General features: G+C 68.2%; 1 protein-coding gene, 1 tRNA gene and 1 pseudogene. 1 reads left to right on the top strand and 2 read right to left on the bottom strand.

Annotated features, from left to right (window positions below; all coding sequences use genetic code 11):
• Positions 1-1,763: hypothetical protein (locus ACN269_RS33975; RefSeq protein ID WP_421477333.1), on the top strand; the 1,763-nt coding region annotated here is incomplete at its 5' end.
• 255 nt (positions 1,764-2,018) lie between these two features.
• Here the strand turns inward: ACN269_RS33975 and ACN269_RS33980 are convergent.
• Both ACN269_RS33980 and ACN269_RS33985 read right to left on the bottom strand, forming a co-directional pair.
• A tRNA-Thr gene (locus ACN269_RS33980) sits at positions 2,019-2,094 on the bottom strand.
• 76 nt (positions 2,095-2,170) lie between these two features.
• Positions 2,171-2,353: pseudogene (locus tag ACN269_RS33985) on the bottom strand (DNA polymerase III subunit delta'); the annotation flags it as partial.

Consider the following 2,353-nt stretch of genomic DNA (forward strand, 5'->3'; position numbering starts at 1 on the left):
ATTGGGTCGCGTGGGCCGCGGCGGCGCTGATCGCCGTGCAGTTGGCGGTCCGGTCGGTGCTGGCATTCGGCGGCTACTTCTACTGGGACGACCTGATTTTGATCGGCCGGGCCGGCACTCAGGACCTGTGGTCGCCGTCGTTCTTGTTCGACGATCACGATGGGCATGTGATGCCCGCGGCCTTCCTGGTGGCCGGCGCCATCACCCGGGCCGCACCACTGGACTGGTTCGGACCGGCGATCAGCCTGGTCGTGCTGCAGCTGCTGGCCTCGCTGGCGCTGCTGCGGGCGCTGCACGTGATCCTGGGCTGGCGGCCGGTCTTGCTGCTGCCGTTGACGTTTGCGTTGTTCACCCCGTTGGCGGTGCCAGGTTTCGCCTGGTGGGCCGCGGCGCTGAACTCGCTGCCGATGCTGGCGGCGCTGGCGTGGGTGAGCGCGGACGCAATCCAGTTGGCGCGCACCGGCAATCAACGGTACGCGGCCACCGGGCTGCTGGCCTATTTCGCTGGACTGCTGTTCTTCGAAAAGGCTGCGGTGATTCCGTTTGTCGCGTTCACGGTTGCGGTGCTGCTCTACTACGTCGCGGGCGATCGAGCGGCGGTGACGACCGTGTGGCGGGTCGGCCGGCGGCTCTGGGTCGCGTCGCTGATGCTGACGGCGGGGTGGGTCGGGCTGTACCTGGTGGTCGTCGATCAGCAGCGGTGGAGTCTCGACCTAGCGATGACGTGGGATCTGCTGCGCCGCTCGGTCACCCATGGCATCGTGCCGGGTCTGGTCGGCGGGCCATGGGAGTGGCAGCGCTGGGCGCCGGCGTCACCATGGGCCACCCCGCCGATGACGGTGATGGTGCTGGGCTGGGTGGCGCTGGCGCTCGTGCTGGCGGTATCGCTGGTGCGCAAGCAGCGCATTTGGCCGGTGTGGCTGGTGGCCGCGGGATACGCGGTGGCGTGCCAGGTTCCGATCTATCTGATGCGCTCCTCCCAGTTCACCGCGCTGGAGTTGGCGCAGACATTGCGGTATCTCCCGGACCTGGTGGTGGTGCTGGCGCTGCTGATGGCGGTGGGATTGTGTGCGCCGAATCGGATGCGGTCGAGATGGCTGGACGCCGCGCCGGTGCGCACGGCGGTGGTTACCGTGGCGGTAGCGGCGTTCCTGGCCAGCAGCCTCTACTCGACGGCGACGTTCTTGCGCAGCTGGCAGGACAACCCGGCACAGCGGTATCTGCACAACGCGCAGGCGGGCTTGGCCGCGGCGTATCGGAACTCAGACGCAGCGATGCTCGACCAGGAGGTCGACCCGCTGGTGCTGCAGCGGGTGGTGTGGCCGGAGAACCTGGCCAGTCACATGTTCGCGCTGGTCCGCGAGCGACCCGAATTTGCCGAGGCAACAACGGAACTACGCATGCTCGATCGCAGTGGGCAGGTGGTCGACGGGCAGGTGACGTGGGTGCGTTCGATCGCGCCCGGCCCGGTGCCGCAGTGTGGATACCTGGTGCAGACCGACGTCCCGGCGCGACTGGCGCTCGACGGCCCACTGCTGCCCGCGGACTGGACCGCCGAGATCAACTATCTGGCCAACAGTGAAGGGTCCTTGACGATGTCGTTGCCGGAAGGCGCCGAGGCGAAGGTTCCGGTGCGCCCCGGGCTGAATCGGGTCTACGTGCGGTTGCCTGGTGCGGGTGACGCGATCTCGGTGCAGGCCAACACAGCCGCGCTGTCGGTGTGCATCTCCCCCGGCCCGGTCGGGTTCGTGGCGCCGAGATAGGGATCGGCTGTGACGAAACGCGTGCTCATCTGCACCGTGCTGGCCGTGCTGGTCGCTGGCCGTGCTGGCTGCGGCATGTTCGGCACAGCAGGCGACAACGCGGATCAGAAACGATCGGCGACATCCCTGAAGAGATCGCGGAGCTGCAGCGCGGTTGAGGCGGTTGAGGCGGTGGGCCGCGGCCGCGAATGTGCGCAAATGCAGACAATTTCGCGGCGTGTCGACCTGCAGACCCGCACGGTCGCGCAAACGAGCTGGAGCCACCTGGGGGAATCGAACCCCCGACCTATTCATTACGAGTGAATCGCTCTGCCGACTGAGCTAAGGTGGCGTGCCCGTCAAGCGGGCGCAGGTGAGTCTACGGCAGCCACCACCGAGCACCCAAGTTGCTCCCCTGCCCACCGGAGTCAGTCGCGCAGCGCCTGGCCCACGGTGGCGACCATGGCGTCGACCGCGAACTTCGGCTTGACGTTGACGGCCAGCGCCTCGCGGCACGCCAGCACCGCCTCGATGCAGCGCAACAGCCGATCCGGCGGCGCATGCGCGGCCATCGCCGCCACCCGCTCGGCCATGTCGGGGTGGTTGGCCGG

Origin of the sequence: Micromonospora sp. WMMD736, assembly GCF_049179015.1 — a bacterium.
Taxonomy (GTDB): Bacteria; Actinomycetota; Actinomycetes; order Mycobacteriales; family Micromonosporaceae; genus Micromonospora.